The 26965-nt window shown below is 44.6% G+C and carries 15 protein-coding genes; 9 read left to right on the top strand and 6 right to left on the bottom strand.

Annotated elements, in window-relative coordinates; all coding sequences use genetic code 11:
• Positions 1-7: 7 nt before the first annotated feature.
• A complete protein-coding gene (gene hrpA / locus KFK88_RS10270; RefSeq protein WP_223579291.1) occupies positions 8-3895 on the top strand; it encodes an ATP-dependent RNA helicase HrpA in 3888 nt (1295 codons plus the stop codon).
• Between the two features lie 24 nt (positions 3896-3919).
• On the opposite strand, the gene KFK88_RS10265 is transcribed toward hrpA, so the two are convergent.
• The gene (locus KFK88_RS10265; RefSeq protein WP_223579288.1) at positions 3920-4378 is read right to left on the bottom strand and encodes a GNAT family N-acetyltransferase; all 459 of its coding nucleotides are present in this window, start codon (positions 4376-4378) and stop codon (positions 3920-3922) included.
• Positions 4379-4385: 7 nt separating this feature from the next.
• Positions 4386-5660 carry a diguanylate cyclase gene (locus KFK88_RS10260; protein WP_223579285.1) on the bottom strand — a complete coding sequence of 425 codons (1275 nt, stop codon included), beginning with the start codon at positions 5658-5660 and terminating at the stop codon, positions 4386-4388.
• Between the two features lie 605 nt (positions 5661-6265).
• Between KFK88_RS10260 and KFK88_RS10255 the strand changes: the two genes are divergently transcribed.
• Both KFK88_RS10255 and KFK88_RS10250 read left to right on the top strand, forming a co-directional pair.
• Positions 6266-8407 carry a DUF7467 domain-containing protein gene (locus KFK88_RS10255; RefSeq protein WP_223579283.1) on the top strand — a complete coding sequence of 714 codons (2142 nt, stop codon included), beginning with the start codon at positions 6266-6268 and terminating at the stop codon, positions 8405-8407.
• Between the two features lie 99 nt (positions 8408-8506).
• Positions 8507-10411, top strand: coding sequence for an LVIVD repeat-containing protein (locus tag KFK88_RS10250; protein ID WP_223579280.1), 1905 nt, complete (start codon positions 8507-8509; stop codon positions 10409-10411).
• Between the two features lie 79 nt (positions 10412-10490).
• Here the strand turns inward: KFK88_RS10250 and cysZ are convergent, their stop codons facing one another.
• The gene (cysZ, locus tag KFK88_RS10245) at positions 10491-11285 is read right to left on the bottom strand and encodes a sulfate transporter CysZ (protein ID WP_223579278.1); all 795 of its coding nucleotides are present in this window, start codon (positions 11283-11285) and stop codon (positions 10491-10493) included.
• A gap of 145 nt (positions 11286-11430) precedes the next feature.
• On the opposite strand from cysZ, the gene smc reads away from it, so the two are divergent.
• The 3 genes from smc to ligA are packed head-to-tail and all read left to right on the top strand — an operon-like array spanning position 11431 to position 17991.
• Complete coding sequence (gene smc / locus KFK88_RS10240) at positions 11431-14928, top strand: chromosome segregation protein SMC (protein WP_223579275.1); 3498 nt, start codon at positions 11431-11433, stop codon at positions 14926-14928.
• Between the two features lie 27 nt (positions 14929-14955).
• The gene (gene zipA / locus KFK88_RS10235) at positions 14956-15957 is read left to right on the top strand and encodes a cell division protein ZipA (RefSeq protein ID WP_223579272.1); all 1002 of its coding nucleotides are present in this window, start codon (positions 14956-14958) and stop codon (positions 15955-15957) included.
• A gap of 9 nt (positions 15958-15966) precedes the next feature.
• On the top strand, positions 15967-17991 hold the full coding sequence (gene ligA / locus KFK88_RS10230) for an NAD-dependent DNA ligase LigA (protein WP_223579269.1): 2025 nt from the start codon (positions 15967-15969) through the stop codon (positions 17989-17991).
• A 25-nt stretch (positions 17992-18016) separates the two neighbouring features.
• On the opposite strand, the gene KFK88_RS10225 is transcribed toward ligA, so the two are convergent.
• Together KFK88_RS10225 and KFK88_RS10220 are read right to left on the bottom strand one after the other, a co-directional pair.
• Complete coding sequence (locus KFK88_RS10225) at positions 18017-20176, bottom strand: diguanylate cyclase (protein WP_223579266.1); 2160 nt, start codon at positions 20174-20176, stop codon at positions 18017-18019.
• On the bottom strand, positions 20173-21066 hold the full coding sequence (locus KFK88_RS10220; RefSeq protein ID WP_223579262.1) for a hypothetical protein: 894 nt from the start codon (positions 21064-21066) through the stop codon (positions 20173-20175). Before KFK88_RS10220 ends, KFK88_RS10225 begins: the two co-directional genes overlap by 4 nt.
• A 122-nt stretch (positions 21067-21188) precedes the next feature.
• Between KFK88_RS10220 and KFK88_RS10215 the strand changes: the two genes are divergently transcribed.
• Complete coding sequence (locus KFK88_RS10215; RefSeq protein ID WP_223579259.1) at positions 21189-21770, top strand: histidine phosphatase family protein; 582 nt, start codon at positions 21189-21191, stop codon at positions 21768-21770.
• 71 nt (positions 21771-21841) lie between these two features.
• On the opposite strand, the gene rne is transcribed toward KFK88_RS10215, so the two are convergent.
• The gene (rne, locus tag KFK88_RS10210) at positions 21842-24676 is read right to left on the bottom strand and encodes a ribonuclease E (RefSeq protein WP_223579257.1); all 2835 of its coding nucleotides are present in this window, start codon (positions 24674-24676) and stop codon (positions 21842-21844) included.
• Positions 24677-25343: 667 nt separating this feature from the next.
• On the opposite strand from rne, the gene rluC reads away from it, so the two are divergent.
• The gene (gene rluC, locus KFK88_RS10205; RefSeq protein WP_223579254.1) at positions 25344-26297 is read left to right on the top strand and encodes a 23S rRNA pseudouridine(955/2504/2580) synthase RluC; all 954 of its coding nucleotides are present in this window, start codon (positions 25344-25346) and stop codon (positions 26295-26297) included.
• 17 nt (positions 26298-26314) lie between these two features.
• Positions 26315-26959: an HAD-IIIA family hydrolase gene (locus KFK88_RS10200; protein WP_223579251.1), complete on the top strand. Its 645-nt coding sequence runs from the start codon at positions 26315-26317 to the stop codon at positions 26957-26959.
• Positions 26960-26965: the final 6 nt, after the last annotated feature.

The raw sequence follows: 26965 nt of genomic DNA, 5'->3' as shown, positions 1-26965 counted from the left end.
CTTTTTTATGTCTAAATCGAATTCAGCCATTGATCTGAATCGCTATTTATTGAGCGATCATTCTGAGATTAAGAACTTACAGAATGCGATCAAAAAGCGAACAAAACAAAACCTGCCTGCGTCTAAGTTAGAGTCAAAACTTCAACGTTTATTAGAAAAATCATTATCAATCGTCGAACAACGTGACCAGGTTATCCCAAAAGCTATCCAGTATGATGATGGCTTACCGGTATCGCAATCGCGTCAGAAAGTAGCTGAGCTGATTAATGATAACCAAGTGGTTGTCATTGCTGGTGAGACCGGTTCCGGTAAAACCACACAGCTACCTAAGATCTGTCTAGAGCTTGGGTTAGGTCGCCGAGGGCGTATTGGTCATACACAACCACGTCGAGTCGCCGCCACCAGTGTCTCTCGCCGCATCGCTGAAGAGCTTGAAACTGAAATTGGTCAAGTTATCGGTTATAACATTCGCTTTAACGATCAAACCAATGCCGTTACGCCAGTGAAGGTGATGACTGATGGTGTTTTGTTGAATGAGATCGTGACGGACCCACTGCTAATGCAGTATGACGCGATTATTATCGATGAAGCTCATGAGCGCAGTCTCAACATTGACTTTCTGTTGGGGTATTTAAGGCAGCTCATTACAAAGCGTTCAGACTTAAAGATTATTATTACCTCTGCAACTATCGATGTTGAGCGCTTTGCAGAACATTTCGCACTAAACGGCAAACCCGCTCCAATTCTTGAAATTAGCGGTCGAACTTACCCTGTTGATGTTTGGTACCGCCCAAACGATGAAGAACAGCCGTTACCACAGACGGATCATATTGGTCATGCTGTTGAGGAAATCATGGCGCATGGCCCTGGAGATATTTTGATATTCCTTCCGGGCGAAGCCGATATCCGTGACACGGCCAAGCACTTGCGCAAAGAAGCATTTCAAAACTGCGAAGTTTTGCCGCTTTATGCGCGCTTGTCGATGGCAGAGCAGGAAAAAATCTTCCGGCCGTCAGGAGGAAAACGGCGTATTGTATTAGCAACAAACGTCGCCGAAACGTCGATTACTGTACCGGGCATTCGCTATGTGATCGACCCAGGCCTCGCGCGAATCAGCCGCTATTCGGTGCGCAGTAAAATTCAGCGATTACCGATAGAAAAAATCTCTCAAGCCAGTGCAAATCAACGGAAAGGGCGCTGTGGACGTGTTGCGGAAGGTATCTGTATTCGTTTGTATGGCGAAGATGATTTTAATGAGCGCTCTGAGTTTACCGACGCTGAAATACTGAGAACTAACTTAGCTGCGGTTATATTGCAGATGAAGCAGTTGCGCTTAGGTGATATTGAAGCGTTTCCTTTTATCGACCCTCCGGCAGATCGGCAAGTAAGTGACGGCTTGAACTTACTTAATGAGTTACAAGCAATTGGCCAGGATAAGGAACTCACTCAGATTGGTAAGGCAATGGCTCGTTTACCGATTGAGCCGCGCTTAGCTCGGATTCTATTAGCTGGCGATGAAAAGCAATTCTTAAATTACGCGTTGGTATTGGCGGCATTCTTGTCAGTCAAAGATCCGAGAGAATGGCCTTTTGACAAAAAAGAGCAGGCGCAACAAAAGCATGCAAAGTATAAACATAAAACCTCTGACTTTATTGCCATTATCAACCTGTGGAATCATTTGCATGAACAACAAGCTGAGTTAAGCAATAGCCAGTTTCGTCGCTATTGCGGTGATGAGTTAATCAACTTTAATGCTTATAGGGAGTGGAAAAGCACCTATCGTCAGCTTAAAAGCTTGATGCAACAGCAATCGAAGCAAAAGACAACGGCTTCACCTAAAGATTGGCAAACCGCTAAATTCGATCAAGAGGACCCCGTCTTTTATCAGAACCTTCACCAAGTGTTGTTGACCGGCTTGTTAAGTTTTATTGGTCAAAAAGATATTGAAAAGGGGTATCAAGGAGCGCGTCAAAGTAAGTTTATGGTGCATCCGCAGTCTACCAACTTCAAAAGGCAGCCAGCATGGCTAGTTACGTTTGAAATTGTTGAAACCACTCAGCCCTACGCTCGAATGACCGCGGCGATTGAACCTAATTGGTTAGAGGACCTGGCTAAGCACTTGATCAAAACTCATTACTTCGATGCTCACTGGAGTAAAAATCGTGGTGCTGTGGTCGCTGAAATGCAACAAACATTGTTGGGTCTCAAGATTGTCACTAATCGGACCGTTAATTACAGCGCCGTGGAACCAGAGCTGTGCCGAGAATTATTTATTCTAAATGCATTAGTGCGTCAAGATTTAGAATCTAAACAACCTTTTCATAAGCATAATGTACAGGTTAAAAAAGACGTTGAGCAGGAAGTTGCGAAAGCTCGACAAGCTGACTTGTGGGCGGATGAAAAGAATATCGTTGAGTGGTTTGAGCGCAAGTTACCCAAGCATACCAATAGTGTTAAAAGTCTCAATAATTGGCTGAAAAAAAATCCCAAGCAGCATAATGCACTGTTGAGCATTTCGGCTGAAGTCTTGCTTCCAGAGGAGCAAGAAGACAAAGGGCTTTATCCTGAATCGATTAACGTTAAAGGGGTGGAGCTACCCTTAAAGTATCACTTTGAACCCGGCCATGAAAAAGATGGAGTAACAATACGTTTACCCCAGTCGCTGGTTGGTCAGTTTACTGACGGAGACTTTGAGAGGTTGGTGCCAGGATTGCTGGAAGAGAAGATCGAGTTTTTGATCCGCTCTTTACCTAAGCGGTTTAGAAAGAACTTTGTTCCAGTGCCGACCTTTGCCCAAGCATGCTATGAAAAAGTACTCGAAACAAAAGGGCGCTTGATTGATATAATCACTCAGCACCTTTTCACCATGACGGGTGTGATTTTGCCGATGGAGGCTTGGTCTGAGTTGAACTTACCCGAGCACTTCTTAATGAGGTTTGAGGTCGTTAACGATGATGGTAAGGTTTTGTATAGCACTCGAACTTTAGAAGAAAAACCTAAAAAAGTCGCTAAAATAAAAGCTAAGCCTAATAAAAAAATAAAGAATCTGACCTATACCGAGTGGCCAGAGAGTTTCGAAAAAGAAGGAACTATGCAGGAAGCAGGCACCGATATACCGGTATTTCACGCGATTGAAGACGCGAAAGACAAAGTCCGAATCGTTCCTGTGGTTAACCAACGGCAAGCGGAAAAGACACATATCCGTGGCATCTGCCGATTGATTGCTTTGGCTGAAGCGAAAACGTTTAGCTACCTTCAGAAAAAGTATCACAACCGGCAGCAGTTGATGTTGGCTTGCGCTTCTTTGTACTCAGCGGAGGACCTAATCAATGACGTTATGATGTCGGTGATTAAAGACCAAGTCTCTAGCTCTGTGCCATACGCTAAAAGTGACTACATGCGGGTTTTAGATGCTGTAAAAGAATCTCTAGTTCCTAACTCAAACAAAGTGTTGGATCAGTTAGTTAGCACACTCAAGCTTAGAAATCGTTGCCTAGCTGATGCTAAGGCATTGGGTAGGAACTTCAAAGCCGCATACGAAGATATCAAACAGCAGCTGTCGTATTTGTTTCAAGAAGGCTTTTGTTATCGCTTCGGCGCGGAGCATGTTCGTGACTATGCACGATACCTGAAGGCGATTGAATTAAGGTTAGAGCGAATAAAACACAACCCATTGAAGGATATGCAGTTGATGCAACAATATCAGCCTTGGGAAGACGAAATGGTAACCTTGCAAGACAACCAAAAAATTCCACAATTTGAAGTGGATGAGTACGGTTGGATGCTACAGGAGTATCGAATTTCATTGTTTTCTCAAGGGCAAAAAACTCGCTTTCCTATTTCTCATAAACGATTGCAGAAGTTCATCGATAATTTAAATCGGGAGTATATATGAGTGGGTGTTTTCGGTGGGACAGAACTATAAAAGTTCTTTAGTCATATAAATGCTATTGGGGTCTTCTTGATAATCAGCGAATGGTTTGCATTCAGTAAAGCCGTGTTTAGCATATAAATTTCGGGCAGCTTTAAAATACTCCATGGAACCCGTTTCTAGGCTAAGTCGTTGGTAACCTTGGTTGTGAGCCTCTTGTAACAAGTGATCAAGAAGTCTGCTTGCGACGCCTTGTCGAGCAAAACCATTGGCTGTTCGCATTGACTTAATCTCACCGTGTTGTGATGTCAACCGTTTTAACGCGATACAACCAGCGAGTAATTTTTGATCCCAAATTGTCCAGAATGTAATGCTGTGATCGCGTAGTGCAGCCAAATCGAGGGCATGTTTACTTTCAGGGGGAGAGGTGGCGCGCATGTCTTGCAGGTGTTGTTCTAAGAGTTCAGCTATTTCTGGTCCCGTTAGGTCATCAACAATTATTTTCATTAGCAAGCTAAAGGCCTTCAACCAAGGTTTCGTGGTGGATCACTCGGTTTCTGCCAGTTTCTTTGGCTTGGTATAAACTTTTATCAGCTGACTCAATCATGTGATTAATGTCATGTTCGATTTTCGAGCAGAGCCCGATACTCACCGTGACTTTTAAACTGTGTTCTTCTGCTCGGATAATGGCGTCGCTAATCTTTTGGCGAAGCTTTTCAAAGTAGGGCTCAGCATTTTCAGCGGACATCCCCGTCATATACATACAAAACTCTTCGCCACCAAAGCGCGCGACGATATCTGACTTGCGCACGGATGACTTAATCAACTGCGCAACTTCACGTAATACCGCATCGCCAACCGAGTGGCCATACTTATCATTCACAGACTTAAACTTATCAATATCAATCATGGCGCAGGTAACAGGAGTATTATGGCGTAAAGCCGACTCATGCATTGCCTCAACTACCTCAAAAAAGTGGCGACGGTTAGATACATTGGTCAAATAGTCGTAACTTGCCGCTGTAGCAAGCTCTTGATAAGTATTCAACCTGTCCAGATAAGAGTTAATGCGTAAATAAAATTCTTCTGCTAAAAACGACTGCTTAATAATAAAGTCGTCCGCGCCATGCTTGAGGAAGTTCGCCGCCATAATTGTTTGGCCTGCGCCCGACATACCCAGAATCGCTAACTCTTGTTTGCTATAGATTCGACGTAAACGTCGTGTTAGCTCACAGCCATCCATACCGGGCATATTGTAATCCGTAATCACCATTTTTACGTCCTGATGATATTTAACGTAATCTAAGGCTTCCTTGGGATCGGTAAAGTGAACCACATCGTACTGATGAACTTCGAGTAAAATCTGTAGTAGTTTCGCGGAGGTTTTAGAGTCCTCAACAATCACGATTTTGTTACTAGGGTTACGTTCTAAGCGTAGGAGAGTACTAATAATTTCATTGACTACATATTTGTCATGTTTGATGACATAGTCGATAACTCGTAAATGCCAGAACTTATTACGTAAGGTTGCAGTAACGTCGCTGATCAGAATAATCGTGGGTATTTCATATGAGCGGAATAGTTCGGCTGTTTCACCTTCAGCTGAATCCCGAAGTCTGTAGCTCACCAAGCAAGCATGAATCGACTTGATATCTAATCGACTTAAAACCAACTTCGCCTCTTCTAGAGAGTTACAAGTAATGACACCAAAAGGAGTTTGCTCAATAATCTGCTTTTCAACTAGGGCGCAGAAGAACTTACTGTCATCAACGATTATGATTTTTTTCACCGGACTTTCCTTATCACCTTTCGGTTCGCCTTATTGACCTACGCATTGTTCACACGGGAATGAAATTGGCACAATTGTAGTACGTTTCGGATAAAAATCTCCGAAGTGGATAGCTTTATTCAAAAAAAACTCAATAAATTTGTAAAATTTCAATCGCAAAATAGGGCTGGTTTGACCAATAAAGTGTATATTTTATTGACATAATTGACCCTAGATCAAACGAAAAGTTGTAAAAATATTTTTTTCAAATCAGTAGTTCTCAAAATTCTTGTTATATAGCTCATTGATTTAAGCTGTTGAGTATTGATTCTTTTTTAATCAAATATGCATTAAATAGTTACTCGGTGACAATGTGTGGCGATCCATTTTATTTCTTGTAAAAAAAGCTAGCAAAATACGAAAAATCAGCTTCTTATCGGTAAAACCTCACTAGTTTTGTTTAAAAAATAGACAATAGACAAACGTTGCTTGCTGGGCATATATTGAGCTTTCGTTGTTAAGTGATGCAGTTATGCATTGCTATGAAGGTGGTAAAGGATTACCGATTGGTGATGTTTTATTTGATTTTGGAATAGCCTAAACAGGTTTCAGTGGAGGGAGTTCTTATGAACCGACCAATATTATCTATAACGCAGTCCATTTTAGGTATTGGACTGTTGTTAATAAGTTACACAGGTGCGGCAGCACCAAAAATTCACGAAGTTCAGCCTTACCCGTCAGATGCTCCGACAAATTTAGTTATTTGGGGAGCTGGATTTGACGATCCCAGTATTTTCTTTGGGACACACCCTGATCCTTTAGTGATTAGCGCCGATCAGTCGGCGTGTGTTGATATGGAGTTTAACCCGGCTCCACCGTTAGATCCCACTGATTTCCAATGTGTGGTTGTTGACTTGCCCTATGTCACTAACGGTACGCCAGCCGTACCGTCTGGTGATTACCTTTTAAAAATCGTAGTCGAAGGAATGAATATTTGTGGCTCAAAACCAAGTTCAGTGACCTTTGAGTACAATCCTTCTGACTGCTTAGGCGTTAATGCGCAAGGCGCTAGCTGTTCTGGTGACATGACCGGCGCTATCGGTGCTACGAGCGTTAGTTTAACCAGTCAAGCCAATAAGTGGTCATTCCCCAATCAGATCAACCCTGGTGAGCTTGTAACATTTGATGCTAACCATCCTTCAGCGAATGAATTGGATGTGGCGCTTAGTGAGAATGGACTGTCTCAAAACTTCAGTATCCATACATCTTGTTCACAACCTCTGTTGCTGGGTGATGTGTTCGGTAGCTTTACCTTAGTTGATTATATTGGTGAGGAAGGCTCTCCATTTGATGAAATGGATCTGTATGACCTAACCATTGGCGGCGTCGGTCCTCAAGGCCCAGAAGGTCCTGAAGGCCCGCAAGGTCCACAGGGCAAAAAAGGTGACGCCGGTGATCAGGGTCCAGCTGGCCCACAAGGTGACCAAGGTCCTCAAGGTAAAGTCGGTCCAGCAGGTGCTGACGGTGCTCAAGGCCCACAAGGTAAAGTCGGTCCAGCAGGTGCTGATGGCGCTCAAGGCCCACAAGGTAAAGTCGGTGCCAAAGGTGATACCGGTGACCAAGGTCCACAGGGTAAAGTCGGTGCCAAAGGTGATACCGGTGCTCAAGGCCCACAAGGTAAAGTGGGTGCCAAAGGTGATACCGGAGACCAAGGCCCACAAGGTAAAGTCGGCCCAGCTGGTGCTGATGGTGCTCAAGGCCCACAAGGTAAAGTCGGTGCCAAAGGTGATACCGGTGACCAAGGTCCACAAGGTAAAGTCGGTGCCAAAGGTGATACTGGTGACCAAGGTCCACAAGGTAAAGTCGGTGCCAAAGGTGATACCGGTGACCAAGGTCCTCAAGGTAAAGTCGGTCCTCAAGGTGCACAAGGTGACCAAGGCCCACAAGGTAAAGTCGGTGCCAAAGGTGATACTGGTGATCAAGGCCCACAAGGTAAAGTCGGTGCCAAAGGTGATACCGGCGACCAAGGCCCTCAGGGTAAAGTTGGTCCAGCAGGGGCGGACGGAGCTCAGGGACCTCAGGGTAAAATGGGCTTGAAGGGTGATACTGGTGACCAAGGTCCGCAAGGTAAAGTTGGCCCAGCAGGGGCGGACGGAGCTCAGGGACCTCAAGGTAAAATGGGCTTGAAAGGTGACACAGGTGACCAAGGTCCTCAGGGTAAAACTGGTCCTCAAGGTCTACAAGGCCCTCAAGGTAAAGCGGGCCCTAAAGGCGATGCTGGTGACCAAGGTCCTCAAGGTAAAGTCGGTCCTCAAGGTCAAAAAGGTGATCCAGGAGACGATGGTATCGGCACTAACCTCATGTGCTTCAGTACTGACCAAACCATTGGTACTAGTGGTAAATACATGGGCTTAGGTCAGCAAGCGGGTTCGCATGACAGTGTGGGCGTCATTAGCCCATTCCTAGCAGGCGCTGAAGTGGTGACCCTTGTTGTCAAAGCGGCTCAGGGTAATAGCCCACGCTCAGGATCAGCGGTCTTGTTCCATGACGCTGCGGGCGGAGCGCAAGGTGGGGAACCACTTGGTACAGCGCCTAATAACCAATGTATCCTGAGTAATACCCCGGTTAAAAGTATCTGTAAAATCACATTCGCTACCAATAACGCATTAGAGTTATTCGATAGCTTAAGTGTATTCATTAAAACAGATGCTGGTAGTTTCGAGGGTGGCTCAGCTTGTATCTTAATCGACCCAGATGGTACTGATTAACATACCACGAGCAAGTAGAAAAGCCTGGCCTACGCTGGGCTTTTTCTACGACTGGCCGTAATGTTTAAAAAAGGTGATATGCAAATGAAGGATGTATTTGTGTTTAAAATAATCAAGCTTGCTGTTTTATATTGTAGCTTTGTGATGGTGTGCATCTTTGGTAGCCCGATTGCAGCCTCAGCCAGCGAGGTTACACCACAAAGCAGCCGCGCAAGCTCGACAGTTGAAATAACTGGTCGGTGGAATCAGGGCCCTGTCTTTGCGAGTGCTGTCAGTGGTAACTACTTATATTTCGGTTCCTCAGGAACGGTAAGAGTGGTCGCTGTTGAAAAGGATGGTTCTCGAAATGCTGTTGCCTGGGAAGAGGTTGCTTCGATTCAAACTGATGGTGTGGTCAGGGATATGATTCTTCGTGATGACCATCTCTATATAGCCGATGGATCAGGTTGGTTACGCTTGGTTAACATCAAAAATCCCAGAAAACCTAAACTCAGTGGCAAGCTCGAACTGGATAGTGAAATTAAAGCGATTCATATTGAAAATGATCGAGTTTATATTGCCGCGGGATGGAAAGGCATTCACATGATCGATGTCTCCAAGCCACACAAACCTGAGCTTATCGATAGCTTCCCGTCCAAAGGTTACTCGCTAGATCTTGTGGTCAAAGAGGGTATTGCCTACGTCGCAGCAGGGCACGATGCCGGCCTGCAAATTTCAGATTTGTCCAATCCAAGCGAACCCAAAGCGCTTGGCTCACATCCTATCGCTGGTAGTGCTTCGGGCATTGATACCAATGGGCGTCATGTCTTTGTGGTTAACATGGATGATCATGAGCCTAGTCTGAGTATTTTTGATGTTTCCGATAAAGATAATCCGACGCAGGTTGCTGCGGAGCCGCTGGAGTATGGTGCGGAGCGCGTCAGAATTGATGGCAACTTGGCTTATGTCGCTGGTGTGGCTAATGATGCTGGATTGATTGTGATTGATATTGCCGATCCTGCTAACCCTAAAAAGCTTGGGGCTTGGTGGGATTCAACCTGCTCTGAGTCAGTCACCATAGATAATCAAATCGCTTACTTGGCGCACGGCGATCAAGGTCTTGAAGTTTTAGATGTGCGTAAGCCCGATGAGCCGATAGTGATCAAACATTTCTCGGCTGCGGGTCACGTCCGAGGGATTGATACGCAGGGTGATTATGCCTTTGTTGCCAACGGCTATCGAGGGTTAAAGATTGTTGATGTGACTGATGGCGCTAACCCTAAAGATGTTTCTGAGCTGAAAACTTACCGCGCGCTGGATGTTGATGTGGCGGGACCATTTGTTCATGTCGCTGATGACTGGGCAGGGTATAAGCTGATTGATATTTCTGATCCAACAAACCCTTTAGAAGTTTCATCTTTAGACACCCCGGGTTATGCCGAAGGTATTCAGGTCAATGGCCATTATGCCTATATCGCAGATGGTGAAGGTGGCTTGCGGATATTGAATGTCTCTAATCCTAAGCAGCCTGTTGAGGTCGCCGCTGTGTCGCTCGGTGGTTATGCTTATGAAGTTAGTGTGCAAAACGACATAGCTTACGTGGCCGCTGGGAAAGCCGGGCTCGTCGCGGTGAATGTCAGTATTCCAACCAGCCCCATCATTTTAGACAGTTATAAATTTAGTGATAGAAAATTTGAGGCGCGAGGCGTTGACGTTAGGGGTGCTCACGCGTATCTGGCTGCTGGATATATGGGGTTATTGGTGGTCGATATCACCAGTCCAAATGATTTAAAAAGTGCAGGGATTTTCGAAACCAAGTGGCGCGCTAATAACGTGAGTATTTCAGGTGATAGAGCTTTTTTGATTGATTCCGCATCAATTAAAGTGCTCGATATTCGCAATCCAGAAGCTCCAGTACACATTGGTGATCAAAAGTTGCCAGCCAATGCCGCTCGCATACACGCTAATGATGTTGGGGTCTATGTCGCAGGTATGGAGTCTGGCTTGATCATCTTTGAGCCATAAACTGAGTTCACCATTCAGCAAAAAAGCGTGCAATGTGCACGCTTTTATCATGACATTCTTATTATTGAGAACAAGGTTACTACCGTGATGACTGTTTTGATAAATGCTTCTCACGATAGTTTTCATACCACAGCTGAGTCGCGCCACACACTGCTGCTGGCATCACCAATAAATTGACCACAGGAACCATGGTACACAGCATGACTAAACTGCCAAAGCCAAGTGTTCCACTGCGGCCGGTTTGTAAGGTTTTTAGCATGTTGTCAAACGGAATCTTATGGTTATCCATCGGATAGTCGATGTATTGAACCGACATCATCCAGGCATTAAAAACAAACCATATGATTGGGAAGGCAATAGCGCCGATAATGGGCACGAATAACACTAACAAGCAGAGAATGGCTCTTGGAATGTAATATTTCAGCTTCGTCCATTCGCGCTTAAGTAGGCGGGGAGTATCTTTTACTAGGCCCTTAAAGCCTTCGTCTGCAATCGGTATATCTGTGTTACCATTTTCAGCATGAAGCTTACGTTCAACGGCTTCAGCTAATAAGCCGTTAAAGGGCGCTGCAATCCAGTTTGCAAGCATAGAAAAGAAAAAGAAGATAAATAGTACGGCGCCGACAATCACGATGGGCCACACCAGCCAAGCGAGCGCAGTCCCTAACCATTCCCAAGCTCCCCAGCTGGTTACGGTGGCTTCTACCCATGCCGCCCAAGAAGACAGTTGATTTATCAGGTAAATCAATGCGATAGTTAGCAAAGTTAAATTAATCCCTAAAGGGATGAAAACGTAGCGTTTTATGCCTTTTTGGAGCAACATTCTAAAGCCGTTGGCTAAATAATGAGCACCTTCAAAACTATTTTGAGCCATGCAATGATTTTTTACACTTACTATGTGCTAAATGATGCAAAATAATTTACACTTAAACGCTTTAGATGATAACCCTAAAATTGTTACAGACCCTTACAGAATGCTCTGAGGAAGAGATACTGTAAGAGAATACGTAAGAGAATAAATGCGATTAAAACAAATAAAATTAGCAGGATTTAAATCATTCGTTGACCCAACGACCGTATCGTTCCCAAGTAATATGACTGCTGTAGTCGGCCCGAATGGCTGCGGTAAGTCCAACTTGATTGATGCCGTACGCTGGGTGATGGGGGAGTCATCGGCAAAGAACCTTCGTGGTGATGCCATGACTGATGTGATTTTCAATGGTTCTACTGGCCGTAAGCCAGTCGGACAAGCCAGTATTGAGCTGGTTTTTGACAACTCTGATGGCACCGTTAAAGGCGAGTACGCAAATTTCAACGAAATTTCTGTTCGCCGTATGGTTAACCGTGAAGCCCAGTCGACGTACTTCCTCAACGGCACTCGTTGTCGTCGTAAAGACATTACCGACATTTTCTTAGGCACAGGTCTTGGTCCGCGTAGCTATGCCATTATCGAGCAGGGCATGATTTCAAAGCTGATTGAGTCTAAGCCTCATGAGCTGCGTATCTTCCTAGAAGAAGCCGCCGGAATCTCGAAGTATAAAGAGCGTCGTCGCGAAACGGAAAATCGTATCCGTCATACCCGTGACAACCTTGATCGTTTGAATGATTTACGAGAAGAGCTTGGAAAGCAGCTATCGCATTTAAAACGTCAGGCGACCTCTGCCGAGCGTTATAAAGAATATAAAGCCGAAGAGCGCGAACTCAAAGCCCAGCTGGCTGCCATCCGCTGGCAAGAATACAACATGAAGATTGAGTCGCTGGATGAAGCGATTCATAAAATGGAAACGGAAGTTGAGGCGAAAGTTGCCGATCAGCGTCATTCAGACAGTGAAATTGAAAAGTCACGTGAACTGCACATTGAGTTGACGGATGCACACAACGAAGTTCAAGGTCGCTTTTACGGTATTGCTGCAGATATTGCACGCTTAGAGCAAGCGATTGAGCATGCTCGTCAGCAAAAATCACAACTTCTTGAAGATAAAACACAAGTTGAAGCTTCGCTCGATAAGTTGCGTGACCAGCTAAAGTTTGACGAGTCCAAACTTGAAGAAATGATGACTGAGTTGCTACAGGCCGAGCCAGAATTAGAAATGAACTCTGAGCAGGTTGAAGAGCAACAGCAGCAGTTGAATGATTTAGAAGAAGATATGCGCATTTGGCAACAAGATTGGGATGTTTTCAATCAGCAAGCTAGTGCGAATGCGCAAAAAACTGAAGTTGAAAAAACTCGGATTCAACACCTAGAGTCGCACTTATCGCGTCATCAAAAACGTATTGAAGAAATTAAAGATGAAATTGGCCAGCAGCAGTCAGGGCCAATGGAATCTGAGTTGATGAAAGCGGCACAAGAACTCAATACTGCTGAAGAGCAAGCTGAAAAACTTGAGGAAGAGGTGCAGGATGCGGTTGAGAAAATTAACCAGTCACGTCATGACCAACGCCAGCATAATCAAAAGCTCGAAGAAACACGCAAAGAATTACGCGGTTTAGAATCTCGTAAAATATCGCTAGAAGCATTACAAAGTGCTGCACTCGGCTCAGATAATGAGCAAGCCGTGAAGTGGCTTGAGTCAAACGATCTCAGTAATCAAACGCGTTTAGCGCAGAGTCTTAGTGTCGATAGTGGCTGGGAAATTGCTGCAGAAACTGTGTTAGGGCAATACCTCGAAGCGGTTGTGGTGGACTCTCCCGATAGCTACGCTACCAGCTTGTCAGAATTAGCCTCAGGTTCGATTCTGCTGGTGAACAGTGATTCTGCAAATACCGCTGAGTCAGGCCGTTTATCCGATAAAGTAAAGGGTGCTTCGGCGCTGAACGGTACTTTGAATAATGTCTTAGTCGCTAATGATTTATCAGAAGCGTTAGACAAGCGCTCAAGTCTTGCTCCACAAGAATCCATCATTACCAAAGACGGTGTTTGGCTGGGTAAGGACTGGCTTCGAGTTTCTCGAGCCAGCGATAATGAAGCCGGTATTTTAGAGCGTGAAGCAGAGCTTAATGAGATTTACCAAAAGATCGAACAACAAGAGGCGATTCTAGAACAGCTTGAAGAAACCAAAGAGCAACTATCCGAACAGTTAAGCCAGTACGAAGAAACTTGGCAGACTAAACAGTCACAGTTGGCTCAGGCGAATAAGAAGCACAGCGAGTTGCGTGCTAGTGTTGGTACACAGCAAGCTAAGCTAGAGCAAGCGCAAAACCGTTTAGAGCGCCTCAAGCGTGAACAGCAAAATATCATAGAGCAGGTTCATGATGATGAGGCTGCGTTAGCAAAAAGTCGCCAGCTTATTGAGCAATTGCTTGACTCTATGGAGCAAGACAGCGACAAACGTGAAAAGCTAATGGCAGAGCGCGAAGAACGCCGTGCTCAACTAGAAACTCGTCGAACTCAAGCTCGAGAAGCCAAAGAGGCAGAACAAAAGTTGGCGATTCGAGTGAGCGCGCTAAAAGCTGAAGTTAACTCAACACGTTCAGGCTTTGAGCGAGTCAATTCGCAGATTGGCGAACTGACCTCACGTAAAGTTGAGCTAGAAAACCGTTTAAGCAGCGATCGCGACCCGTCTGAAGAGTATAAAATTGAACTGGAAGAAGCTTTAGAGAAGCGTCTTGTTGTCGAAGAAGAAATGAAGCAGGCGCGTAATAAACTCAGTGAGATTGACGAAAAGATGCGCAAACTTGAGCGTCTACGTCACGAAGCGGAGCAGGGCGCGCAGGGCGTTCGTTCGCGTTTGGAAAAGCTGCGCATGGACTGGCAAGAAGCCAAAACTCGTCAGAATACGCAGTCAGAAATCCTCAAAGACGCAAAGCAAGATGTTGACCAAGTACTTGAAAGCTTACCTGATGATGCTTCAGAGAGTGCTTGGCTTGAGCATATTGAGCAAGTGTCTGGACGCATTCAGCGTTTAGGTGCCATTAACTTAGCTGCAATCGAAGAGTTTAAAGCTGCTGAAGAGCGCAAAGTGTATCTTGATGCGCAAAATGATGATTTAGAGGAAGCATTAGAAACGCTCGAAAGCGCAATCCGCAAAATTGATCACGAGACTCGCACACGCTTTAAAGAAACCTTCGACAAAGTGAATAAAGGTGTTCAGGAATTATTCCCTAAGGTGTTTGGTGGCGGCCATGCGTATCTAGAGCTAACGGGCGAAAACTTACTGGATACAGGTGTTGCGGTGATGGCGCGTCCGCCTGGTAAGCGTAATTCAACGATTCACTTGTTGTCAGGTGGCGAAAAAGCTCTGACAGCGATTTCATTGGTGTTCTCAATTTTCCAACTTAACCCAGCACCTTTCTGTATGCTGGATGAGGTTGATGCACCATTAGATGATGCTAACGTTGGTCGTTATGCCAACCTAGTGAAAGAAATGAGCGAACACTTGCAGTTTATTGCGATTACGCATAACAAGATTGCAATGGAAATGGCGGATACACTATTGGGTGTTACCATGAGTGAACCTGGTGTGTCTCGTGTGGTCTCAGTAGATGTGGACGAAGCGGCTGCATTAGCGGCTTCATAGAACAATAAATTCGGTAAGGGTGATTTAATGGAGTGGCAACTCGCAATATTGCTAGCTTTAGTCAGTCTGGTCATTATTGGCTTTATTTATTTTGATGCAAAGCGTCGCACAAGAGTAAGAAAAGAGCGTGTCGAGCGTGAGCTGTATCAGGAGCGACTTGAGAAAAGTCGAGATAATGCAGGGTTTGATGACGATGGTATCGGACAAGTCCGTGTTGTTGGAGACGAGTTAGAGGAGTCTAGTGAACCACTGAAAAGAGAGGGCATATCAAGTGAGTTGGAGTCTGAGACGGCCACAAGATTTAGCGAAGAACCACAGGTAGAGAAGGCCAAACCTGAAGAACCTCTTGCTGCAAAAAAAAGTACAAAAGAAACCTCTAATCTCGAGCCGACAGAGCCTTCTGGTCCAGTCGAGCCGACGATTTCGGAAAGCGATATTCCTGTACTCGATGATGCCTTATTTGAGTTCACCAAAGAAAGTTTAAAGAAAGATCAAACAAAGCTCGAAGAAGCCAAGAAAGAGCCAACGGTTGAGCAGCCACAACAAACGTCCCTGTTTGATGATCCAGAAGATACAGAAGAACCGTCGATTGAAGCTGAACCTGAGCTTATCTTTTCATTATTTGTTGTTGCGGAACAAGAACGACCATTCAAAGGCCCTGAGTTAATTCAGTCATTGGTCGAGCAGGGCATGCGTCATGGTGATATGGATATTTTCCACCGTCACGCGCAGGCTAACGGCCGTGGTGCTGTACAGTTTAGCTTAGCTAATGCCTTCGAGCCCGGTATTTTTGACCTGAAAAAAGTTGATGACCTAGAAACTCGAGGTCTCGCATTGTTTATGACCTTACCTGGCCCGAAAAAACCGATGAAAGCCTATGATTTGATGGTCAAAACGGCTCAAGGGATTACTAAAGAGTTAGGCGGTTATGTCTTAGACGCGACAAAGAGTAACTTTAGCAAACAAATTGAATCGCATCATCGCGAACAAATTGTTGAGTTCGAACGTAAACAACTTCTCAATAAATAACCACTCGTTATGACGAATAAAGCCGACAACGTATCAAAAGAGTTGGAGCGGTTACGCTCTCTTATTAACGATTATAACTATCAATATTATGTGCTTGATGATCCTTCTGTTCCAGATGCGGAATATGACCGGCTTTATCGAGAATTGACTCAGCTAGAAGCAGAGCACCCGGAACTCATCACTACAGACTCTCCAACACAACGCGTTGGTGCGAAACCTGACTCTGGCTTTGCAGAGGTTGTACATGAGTTGCCGATGTTGTCCTTAGATAATGCTATGGATAACGACGAAATGATTAACTTTAATCGTCGTGTGATTGACCGTTTGGCTTTTAGTGGTGACATTGAATACGTGTGCGAACCTAAACTTGATGGCTTGGCGATCAGTTTGCTCTATGAAGATGGTGTGCTGACCAGAGCTGCAACGCGCGGCGATGGGACGCAAGGTGAAAACATTACGTTAAACGCAAAAACTATCCGCTCTATTCCTTTAAAGTTACGGATAGAGAACCCTCCTAAACGTATTGAGGTTCGCGGTGAAGTCTTCATGCTCAAGTCATCGTTTGAGACGATCAATGAAGAAGCTAGAGAGCAAGGTAGTAAGGTTTTTGCTAATCCAAGAAATGCTGCTGCAGGCAGTTTGAGACAGCTTGATCCACAAATAACGGCCAAGAGAAACTTATCTTTCTATGCCTACTCTATGGGGTTAGTGTCAGACGACTTTGAGTTAGAAGGACAACACTTTGCCCGCCTACAGCAAATTAAGCAGCTTGGCTTACCAGTCTCCTCTGAGGTGAAAGTTGTAAAAGGCATTGATGGCTGTCTGGAGTACTACCAAGATATTTCAGAACGACGAGATTCGTTGCAGTACGAAATTGACGGCGTGGTTAATAAGGTTAATGAGATAGCACTTCAAGAGCGACTGGGATTTGTTGCACGAGCGCCGCGCTGGGCGATAGCTCACAAATTTCCTGCGCAAGAGGAGATTACTCAGTTAACGGGTGTAGACTTTCAGGTGGGCCGAACAGGTGCTTTAACCCCTGTTGCACGATTAGATCCTGTATCTGTTGGTGGCGTCACGGTGAGTAATGCTACTTTGCACAACATGGATGAAATACAGCGCCTTGGCGTGATGATTAATGATTACGTGATTATTCGCAGAGCGGGAGATGTGATACCGCAAGTTGTGAGTGTCATTGAGGACCGACGCCCTGACAATCTTATTGCGATTGAAACACCGCTAGAGTGTCCCGTATGTGAGTCACCTGTTGAGCGGGCAGAAGGAGAGGCTGTTATTCGCTGTACCGGTGGACTTGTTTGCTCGTCACAAAGAAATGAAGCCTTAAAGCACTTTGCATCACGTAAAGCGATGGATATTGATGGCCTTGGGGATAAGTTAGTCGAAATCTTTTCTGAGAAAGGCTACGTAAAAAGTATCAGTGATTTATATCGTGTTACAAAAGAGCAGATCGTTGGGTTGGAGCGAATGGGTGAAAAGTCTGCGGATAATCTTTTAAGCGCATTAGAAAAGAGCAAAAGCACCACACTCCCTAAATTTTTGTATGCGCTTGGTATTCGAGAGGTTGGGGAAGTTACAGCAAAAAATATTGCTAATCATTTCTTAACGATTGAAGCCATAATGCAGGCATCTCAAGACGAGCTGGAATCTGTGTCAGATGTTGGACCTATTGTGGCGCACCATATTACCGCATTTTTTGACAATGAGGATAACCGTCAACAGGTTCAGGAGCTGATGGAGTTAGGCGTTCATTGGCCTCAGATTGAAAAAAAATCTGATGAAGAGCTCCCCCTAAAAGAGAAAACCTACGTCATAACCGGCAGCTTTGAGGGAATAAGCCGTGCGGAGATTAAGGAAAAGCTTGAGTCGCTAGGGGCAAAGGTTGCAGGTTCTGTGTCAAAGAAGACGAGTGGGCTGATTGCTGGTGAAAAAGCTGGTAGTAAACTAACAAAAGCCGAGTCACTTGGGATTGAAGTGTTAGGGCTGGAGTTTGTTCATAGCCTAGAAGATATATAAGCTATAATCATCGACAATCAGCTCGTTATTTTGCTAAGTTGATTTGATTTTTCCCCTGATTCTTAGAGACGTATAGAGCTTTATCAGCTTCTCGGATCAGCTGTAAACTATCTTTTGTATCACTCTTAAGTGATGACACGCCGACGCTAATCGTATAGCGGCAGGTCTGATTTTCTACGATCATGGGAATAATTTTTTCACTGACAATCTTAAGGTAGCGTTTAGCTTCAAATTTGCCAATTTTTGGAAGAATGATAAGGAATTCATCACCCCCATACCGGCCGATTAGGCTATTGTTTGGTAGCTCTTCCAGTAACAGGTTGGCTAAGTTTTTTAAGCAACGATCGCCTGTTTCGTGTCCGAACGTATCGTTGACATTTTTAAAATCATCAACATCTAGAAATGCGATACTCAGATCGTCATTATTACGCTGTGCTCGAACTAAGTTGAGTTCGAGACGTTCAACAATAGCACCTCGGTTGAGTAATCGTGTGAGGTCATCAGTTTCGGCTTTTGTTTTAATTAGCCTCAGGCTCTCAATGTTGAGTAAGCAGCGAGTGAGCTCTGTAGCGTAGTGTTGCAAAAAATCGAGCATAGACTCGGTCGGTTTAAAGTCATCATCTACTTCGAGTATTAAACAGCTCCACTCGTGCCTACGCATGGTCACAGGGATGACGAACATATCCTCGTAGATGATATCGGCCTCAAGCCGCTTAGGAGCTTTTAAATCGCACAGGCGCTTTATCTGTAGTGAGTTGTCTCTAATTACCTGAGAATACTTTTGTCGCTCTTGGCTGGTTGCAGTGTAAATATGAATTTTGTCATCCATTTGATAGATAGCTGCTGCACTAACAAACTTGATCCTTTTTCTTAAATCTTTAAGGAAAGTCGAGACGACGATCGTTTCATATTCCTGTGATTTGCTGGTGTGAAGTTTCTGGGTAATGTTATTCAGTAACGTCGAAAAGTTTTTTTGCAGTTCATAAGCTTGAGAGCGCTCAAGGTATTCTTTTTGTGCAGTATCTCTTTGAGTCTTTAACTGTAAAACTCGATCTGCTAAACCCAGCGTGAATATTGTTGCTTCGAGCAGTGATGCTATGGCAAAGCCCTGACTAAATATGAAGTTCATCGGCAAAATATCAAACGTCGTCAGAATTCGACAAACGCCAGCAAGAATTAGCAGGGCAAAGGCTAAGGAAAAGAAAAAGGCTTGACGGTTTGAGCGACGTAGTAGCTTTACAACTAACCAAACATAGAGCGGAAACGCTAATACTAGCGTCAGATTCGTCATGTTGACGATGATTTGTGGTATCGGAAAGAAGATAAAGCCCGTAATGAAATAAAGTAGCATCGCTCCTCGGAAGACGGTGAGACATTGATGCTCGACAGGAGCCAGTTTTTTTGTCGATAGAAACGCTTGAGTAAAGCTGTATAGGCCATACATGCTTAAACAGAGAAATACGAACTGCGTATTTTTGTTGTTTGCTAAAAATGATAATGCAGGGAATTGGTAAATATAGCCAGTGCTTCCCATCAGGAATACTAAGAAGGTACTGTTGTAGAAAATATAGAGCAAGTATTCCCGTCGCTTAATAATGAGGTAGAAAAATACGTTAACTAAAATGAGCAGCAATATGCCAAAAAATATTGCGGTATAGAGTTGATTATACTGGTTATCTAATCGGTTAAAGGTCTCATATTCCCATATCTCCACTACTGGAGATGTCTCACGATAATGCTCTACATAGAGGTAGAGCTCTTTTGATGTGATGTTTTGTAAGTTATACGAGTGCTGAAAGGCCATAAACTCCGGGGCACTGTTAAAGTCATAACGAGTACTTTTGGATAACAGTTGTAGGTTACCTCGCTCGAGTTGATAAAGGCGAGTTTCTTCAAGTAAACCGGGAGTAATCACCAGAAGCGGGTTAGTTATCTGCTTAATGGTATTAGGAATACGGTACAGTTTATGGGTTTGTTTCAGTTGAGTTTTTTTTGTTAAAAAGATATCAACGTTATGAATACGGTTTAGATTCTTAATTTGCTCGGGATCTTTGAGATCGTAAAAACTTAGGTCTGTCTTGATTGGGACTAAGTTTGCCTGAGTTACAATTTTCGACGCAGCCAGCAAAATAGCTACCAGTAAGATACTGATAGCTATTGTCGCATAGTGCAGTCGTCCTATCATTTAAGCTTAATGTCACCAATGTGTCGTAACTCAGGACAGTGACGCAGTAGATCTCCTGGGGTTACGAACATGGCAGATTGAGCCTGTAGAATAGCAATGCCTTGCTTTGGATCGGCTTTGTCTAAATCCACCTGCTGGCTGACGCCGTGTAATGTTTGTGCGAAGTCGTGAATAGCGTCGAGTAATTCATCGGAAACGGTGCCTGAAGCTAATAGTGTTTCGTCATTCATGGCTTTGTAGAGCTCTTGAGCTAGCTCTTCGTCCGTAGCCTTTTCAGACTGTAATGCTCCAAGTAGCGTTTGCTGACGTTTATGCTTAAACGCTTTGTGAAGCAGGCTTGAGCGCGTATTATCACTTTGTAAGTTACCGCTCTTTATACTCAGCTGATAGGCTTTTCCTGCTTCTTGATAACACTCGAACACAAACTGTGAACACACCATGGGATGTTTATCAGGGTATTTATGCTGATTAATGGCATCCAACAGCTTTTCTGTGAGACGCTTTAAAATGCGGAGAATAATCTTTTGTGTAGTATCGCTTGGAGTGAACTTTTTATAGATTAGAAGCATGCCTACCAGATAGAGATTATTCATGGCATAGGGCGCTTCACCATTCAGGTAACGAGCGGCAACATCCATCACCGGTTTAAAATCGTCAATGGGCTTGTTCAGGCGCATAACATGTACAGTGCGGCCAGGGAAGCGCATGGTGGCCTCTGCAATGCGAACAGCCGGCGGTGTCTCTTCGACCAGTTTTGTTGGAATTTGATAGGTCATGGCAGCATGACTGACGGGGGCGTCAGTAAGCCATGTGATTGCTTTGGATATCCAGCTACCTTCTTCGGGTGAGAAAAGTAGGATATCACCAGCGTTTAAATCTCTTACATGCATCGTAACTCCCTCTTTTTTAAAGTTAAATATAGCGATTTAATGCAAAAATGTATAGTGTTTGTCAAAGCTTAACCATATAGATTAGCATAGGGTGTCAAGCCAAACTGTGCTGAGGAGAACTTATGAAACCTTTTATTATAATGATAATTAGTGTAACCACCGCCATCGATACCATGCAGGCAAATGCTGCAGGAGCAGAAAACAGCTGTAAAGACTATGATGTATTCGTGTTACGTCATTTAGAGAAACAAGAAGATGGTACTAAAGACCCAAGCCTAACAAAGGCTGGAAAAGCACAAGCGCAGCAGCTCGCTGAACTCCCTATGATTAGTGATGTGAGTCATGCCTTTTATACCCCCTATAAAAGAACTTATGAAACCTTGGAGTTTATTGAAACCGATAAGACGAGTTACGATCCCAAGCAAACAGATGAGTTGATCGCTACAATTAAACGAGAACATTGCGGTAAAACCGTATTGGTAGCCGGGCATTCAAATACGGTACCGAACATCATAAAAGCACTGGGCGGGAATTTTACGATTACTTATGCTGGTCAAAAATTGGATGTCGAGCCGACGGTTTTGTTAAGTGAAAAGGATTATGGGAGCGTATTCAGAGTGACGTTCCATAACGGACGGATTCACCAACAGCTCTATAAATTGCATTACGTTGGCAAAGAGGGAAGGGCCTTACAAAACAGATAGTGACAGTGCAACTGGCATAAAAAATCCCGCTAACTCACTGCTGAATTAGCGGGATTTTTATTTATTGGACTTTAAGAACTCGTTTTTGCAGCTTGTGAAGAGCTGTGTTCACGAGACGAGTCGTCCGAAGTTTTGGTTATAGCGCCATCAAAGCTATGAGGTTGGGCCTTGAATGCAATCGGCTCAATGGCATCTTCCGTAATCGCTTTGCTCGCTGGAGCGCTTGCGCTGGTTGATAAGTGGCCATTTGAGACTTGCGCCGGCTTTGAGTCGCTCACTTGTGAAGTTTGTTCCTGAGAAACAACCGCGCCTTCTGACACTTCTGTTATTTCAGGTTGTTGCTTTTCGACAACCGTATTTTCCTCTGCTTCAACAGGCTTGGCCTCGACAGTGGTCGGCTTTTCATCTTGAGTTTGCTCTAAACCGACAACTTCAGCGGGCTCTTTATTAGCATCAGCTTCTTGATGAGCGTCTTCGGCTTTCGCCTCTGGTGCTTCTTGAGGTTCTTGCTTAATCGCTTCTTGCTGAGGTGCTTCCTGCGACGGTTTAGGCTCAGGAGTAGGCTGTGTTTCTACCGTGTTATCAATGACTTCTGGCAACTCTTCTGTTTTCAACACATCATTTACCGTTCGCTCAAGTGACTTGTGCGCCTTGTAAACCATGATATCTTCTGGGTTCGCTTTAGGGCGTTTTTGCTGCTTCTCTTGAGGCTTAGTTTGCTCACGTTGCTGAGCTTTCTCTTGAGATTGTTGCGGCTTAGTCGCTTGTTGTTGATTCTCCGCTTTCGGCTGTTGCTGCTGAACGTTCTGTTGCTCAGATGCAGGCGTTTGAACCGATGCGAGACGCTCAGCACGAGTTTTTCTTGGCGGACGTTGCTCTACCGGCTGCTGATTTTGCTGTTGAGCATTCTGCTGCTGGTTTTGCTTCTGCTGGCCCTGTTTACGATTGTGTGGGTGGCGATTTCCGCTCTTCTGTTGCTGACCTTGCTTTTGCTGACGATTGTCTTGCTTGCGCTGGTCTTGTTGCTTATTGCGGTTATCTTTGCCCTGGTTCTGTCCACGGTTATCTTGTCGACGATCGTTTCTTCCACGATTACCTTTGTAGTTACCGCGACGATTATTGTGGTTGCGGTTATCTTTACGGTTAGAGCCGTGACCACCTTTGCCTTTATAGTTTTTGCCGTGCTTCTTGCCTTTGCCTTTCTTCTTTTTGTCATCGTTACCAAAAAGGGCATCCCACAAACGCTTGAATAAACCAGGCTTTTGCTTTTTAGGCTTTTTCTTCGGCTTCTTACTTGGCGCAGGAGGTGGCGCGCTATGCTTGAGACCTTTCAGAGCTGGCTCATCTAGAGGCTGCACAGGCTGAGTCGTACTCTTAACAAGCTCTGTCTCTGGCGGCTTACCAATCAGGCTGTAACTATTATCTTCTAGAGTTTCACCGCCTTTAACACGGAGCACTTCGTAGTGAGGCGTTTCCATGTGTGGGTTAGGTACTACAACTAAACGAACTTTTTGACGCTTTTCAATTTGTTCAATTTTGCGACGCTTTTCATTTAATAAGAAGGTAGCGACTTCAACTGGTAGTACAGCTTGCACTTCAGCTGTTGATTCCTTCATTGCCTCATCTTCCATCAAACGAAGGATTGATAAAGCTAACGAGTCTGTACCACGAATCACCCCTGAGCCACTACAGCGAGGACACACGTGCTGACTTGACTCTTCAAGAGAAGGGCGCAAACGTTGGCGAGACATCTCTAATAAGCCGAAGCGAGAAATTCGACCAATTTGGATTCGTGCACGATCACGTGCAACAGATTCTTTCAGTACTTTCTCAACTTCACGCTGGTTGCGAGGAGGGCCCATATCGATGAAATCGATAACAATCAGGCCACCAATGTCACGTAGACGCAGTTGACGTGCGATTTCTTCGGCTGCTTCTTTGTTGGTGTGCAGCGCTGTCTCTTCGATATCGCCGCCTTTTGTTGCTTTAGCGGAGTTGATATCGATTGATAGTAAGGCTTCGGTTTGGTCAAATACAACTGAGCCACCCGATGGCAGACGAACTTCACGCTGGAAAGCACTTTCAATCTGACTTTCGACTTGATAGCGGTTGAATAGAGGGATTTCATCTTTGTAGAATTTCACTCTGTTCACAAAGTCTGGGCGCTGGTATCCCAGTTCGGTCTTTATGCGGTCATGGACTTCTTTACGATCCACAATGATTTCGCCAATATCTGGACGCAAATAATCACGAATGGCACGAGTAATGACGTCAGACTCTTGTGTGATCAAGAATGGGGCAGGGCGTGTATTTGATACCTCTTTGATGTTCTTCCAGAACTCAAGTAAGTAACCGAAATCGTAATTAATTTCCTCTAGGCTTTTACCTACACCGGCAGTTCTTACAATACACCCCATTCCTTTAGGTACAGCCAGTTGTCCCATAATTTGTTTAAGTTCGGAGCGCTCTTCGCCTTCGATACGGCGAGAAATACCTCCCGCTCGAGGGTTGTTTGGCATCAACACCAAATAACTACCCGCCAAACTAACAGAGGTGGTTAGGGCTGCACCCTTGTTACCGCGCTCTTCTTTGTCAATTTGGACGATGATTTCTTGGCCTTCTTTCAAGGCATCTTTGATGGTGGGGCGACCTTTCTTAGGTGGGTTGTGCATGTATTCACGAGCAACTTCTTTCAAGGGAAGGAAGCCATGTCGTTCTGCACCATAATCAACAAAAGCGGCTTCAAGGCTTGGCTCAATACGAGTCACTTTGCCTTTGTAGATGTTTCCTTTCTTTTGTTCTCTTCCTGCTAGCTCGATATCCAAATCATATAGGCGTTGGCCATCGACCATCGCAACACGCAACTCTTCGTTATGGTGAGTTGCGTTAATTAACATACGTCTCATTGTATAAAAACTCTCTTTTTTAAACTGCGAACACAGTGAGAGCGAGAACAGAATTTAAGGAATAGAGTGAGGTATACCGTCTAACTTATTGTTTAGACAATACTTCTTGGCTTAATTGTGACAAACTTGATCCGACTGTAGAGTCTTGCATTGAGTTGTCTTTCCACGCTTAAAATTAACCACTTATTTCCTGTTTGGCTATTCCACGTCTTACCGCTTTTGTGCATAGAAGAAGCCAAACTAACCGAGCTGTGTTCTAGTTGTCTCCTGAATGCCACCCTTAAAAGAAGGGAGTGATATTCAGCTACTATACTCTCAGCTCTACGATTCTGTTACGCCACCGTGTCCGGTGTTATTACATAAAATTCTTTCGGGGGTGTTGGTATAACCATGCGTTAAACGCTTTGTGGGTTTACATCCAGCACCAATATCGTGTGAGGCTCTGTTCTTGATTGGTATTGTTCTTATACCAATACGCCTCGCTTCTCATCGGAGCACTAAGATCTCCGTTTCGGTATTATAAACAGATATATGGATTCCAGCAACGACTATTATATTTAAGTTCTTGATTTTCAGCTTTCTGAAGGCAATTGGCTACTTTTATCTTTATCATAATAGCGTAGCCCAAGGTGTTGTTTTTAGGCAATTTCAGGTATAGTTGCGGCCGATGAGTAAAGATACCCGCCCAAAAGTTCGATTCGTCGAAGTCAGTGCCGAAGAAGAAGGGCAGCGCATTGATAATTACCTGATGAAAACGCTTAAAGGCGTTCCCAAGTCACGCATTTACAAAATGTTGCGTAAGGGTGAGGTGCGCGTCAATAAAGGGCGTATCAAAGCAGAGTATAAAATTGAAGCTGGGGATACGGTACGAATCCCGCCAGTCCAAACAGCACAGCGCGAGCAAGAAGTTCCTGTGAAACTAAACGTTGTGCAGTCGTTGGAAGATGCCATTATTCATGAAGATGATCGCATTATCGTCATCAACAAGCCCTCTGGTATGGCGGTTCATGGCGGTAGCGGTATGAGCTTTGGTGTGATTGAAGCGCTGAGAGCTTTGCGGCCGAAAGCGCCATTCTTAGAGCTGGCTCATCGTCTCGACCGTGATACATCGGGTTGTTTGATGATTGCAAAGCGTCGAAGCACCTTGCGTTTTATCCATAAGCAACTGCAAGAAAAGAAAATTCAAAAGCGCTATTGGGCGCTAGTAAAAGGAGCTTGGCCTGCGAAGCAAAAATTTGTCGATGCACCATTACGCAAGTTTCAGGTTAAATCCGGTGAGCGACTGGTTCGAGTCAGTGATGATGGTAAGCCTTGTTTAACCAGCTTTAGAGTGGTCGAACGCTTCCAAGACTTAAGTTTGGTCTCAGCTGAGCCCATAACAGGGCGTACGCATCAGATTCGTGTACATGCGCAGTCAGTGGGGTGTAGTCTTATTGGCGATGATAAATACGGTGATGATACTTTAAATCAGCAGTTTAAACGTGATGGCTTGTGCGAGCGTTTATTCCTTCATGCCTATTCATTAGAGTTTAAGGTACGCCCAGAAGATAAAAAACCGATCAAAGTGGAAGCACCGCTACCGGACGATCTTCAACACACTATCGATCAGTTACGAAAATAGCTTAGAGCAGAAACTATATGTTAACTCTCGAAACGCCATTGATTGTTTTTGATTGGGACGGAACCTTAATGAACTCGACTGGGCGAATTGTTTCAGCGATGCAAACCACCGCAAGAAATTTAAAGCTGCCTGTTCCAAGTGATGAAGAGGTTCGCTCGATCATTGGCCTAAGTTTAGGCAATTGCTATCGTAAACTTTTTCCTGAGGTAGATGATCACGACTGGATCACCGAAGAATATCGCTATCAATACGTCGAGGGGGACAAAACGCCAAGCCCAGTGTTTGCAGGCGTGGAGGATGTATTGAGCCATCTAAAAGAAGAGGGTTACTACCTAACTGTTGCTACAGGGAAAGCGCGTCATGGTCTTGACCGTGTCTTAAATGAGTCAAAACTCAAACATTTTTTTGATACGACTATTGCCAGTGATGAGTCCAACAGTAAGCCCGATCCTGCGATGTTGCACACACTAATGAAACACTTTGATGTGAAACCTGAGCAGACGGTGATGGTTGGTGATACCACGCACGATTTAAAGATGGCTCAAAACGCGGGAACGCATGGTGTTGGAGTGACTTACGGGGCGCATAAGATTGAGTCATTGCAGCAACACGCCCCGATTGCGATCATTGACGATATTCGTCAACTAATCTCTGAACAATAATAAAAA

The sequence above is a fragment of the Kangiella taiwanensis genome (assembly GCF_020005165.1).
GTDB lineage: Bacteria > Pseudomonadota > Gammaproteobacteria > Enterobacterales > Kangiellaceae > Kangiella > Kangiella taiwanensis.
Note: the sequence above shows the minus strand (reverse complement) of the source record. Positions and strands in the feature narration are given on the sequence as shown.